The organism is Microbispora sp. NPDC049125 (assembly GCF_040802045.1).
Classification (GTDB): domain Bacteria; phylum Actinomycetota; class Actinomycetes; order Streptosporangiales; family Streptosporangiaceae; genus Microbispora.
Genome location: NZ_JBEZDW010000119.1, coordinates 1 through 1,422 on the forward strand (window position 1 = coordinate 1; position 1,422 = coordinate 1,422).

Annotated in this window: 1 protein-coding gene; it reads right to left on the bottom strand. The window is 68.4% G+C overall.

The window, feature by feature from the left end; all coding sequences use genetic code 11:
- Positions 1-1,351 (bottom strand): acyltransferase domain-containing protein (locus AB0B72_RS40255; protein ID WP_367745067.1); only part of this gene is annotated, 1,351 nt, incomplete at its 3' end.
- Positions 1,352-1,422 lie beyond the last annotated feature (71 nt).

The window sequence follows — 1,422 nt, forward strand, 5'->3', positions numbered from 1 at the left end:
ACTGCGACCCATCGGCATCCACCGCCAACGCCCCCGCCAGCGCCTCCAGGTCCTCCCGCTCCACCGCCTCCCAGAACCGCGCCTCCACCTCATCAACACTCGCCGACGCCACCGCCTCCACAGGCCCGGCCTCCGGCCAGAACCGCTCTCGCTGGAAGGCATACGTCGGCAACTCCACCCGACGGCCACCCGGGAAGAACCCCTCCCAATCGACCGTCACACCCTCAACATGAAGACGAGCAAACGCCGCGACGACCGTCTCCGCCTCCGGCCGTTCCCGCCGCAGCACCGGAATGAAGACACCTTCGACGCATTCGGCACCCATCGCCGACAACACCGCATCCGGCCCCAGTTCAAGGAACGTGCTCACCCCGTCAGCCACCAACGACCGCATGGTGTCCAGGAACCGGACCGGCTGACGGACGTGGGAGACCCAGTAGTCGGCGTCCGAGCCGAAGGCGATCGGGATCCGCGGCGCGTTGTAGGTCAGCGATTCGGCGACCTGGCGGAAGTCGTCCAGCATCGGGTCCATCAACGGCGAATGGAACGCGTGGCTGACCTTCAGCCGCTTGGACTTGCGATCGGGGAACCGCGCGACCACGGCGGCGACGGCATCCTCCTCACCCGCCACCACGACCGATGCGGGGCCGTTGACAGCCGCGACACTCACCCGGTCGGTCAGATACGGCAAGACTTCATCTTCTGAGGCGTTCAGGGCGACCATCGCCCCACCCTCCGGAAGGGCCTGCATCAACCGGCCCCGGGCGGCGACGAGGGTGCAGGCATCCTCAAGCGACAGCACCCCGGCCACGTGCGCTGCGGCGATCTCCCCGATCGAATGCCCCGCCAGGAAGTCCGGCACGATGCCCCACGACTCCACCAGCCGGAACAACGCCACCTCAACCGCGAACAACGCCGGCTGAGTAAAACAGGTCTGGTCCAGCAACTCGCCGTCCCCGAACACCACCTCCCGGACAGGCCGATCAAGACGCCCATCCAGATGCGCGCACACCTCGTCGAAGGCATCCGCGAAAGCCGGGAAAGCGTCATACAGCTCCCGGCCCATCCCCGCCCGCTGGGACCCCTGACCGGTGAACAGGAACGCCACCTTGCCACCAGAGACCATCCCCTTGAAGAGGCCGGGAGCCTGCCTCTCCTCGGCCAGAGCTTCAAGCGCCTGGATAGCGGCGGCCCGGTCGGCACCCACGACGACCGCGCGGCGCTCCAGCGCCGCCCGTGTCGTCGCCAGGGAGAACCCGACGTCCTGCGGCGACAACTCAGGATGCGCCACCAGGTGCGCGTGCAGCCGTACGGCCTGATCCCGCAGCGCCGCCGCGCTCTTGGCCGACACCGGCCACACCACCGGCCGCTCATCGACCCCATCAACGACCGGCGGCTCGTCAGCGCCGTCAACGAACTGCT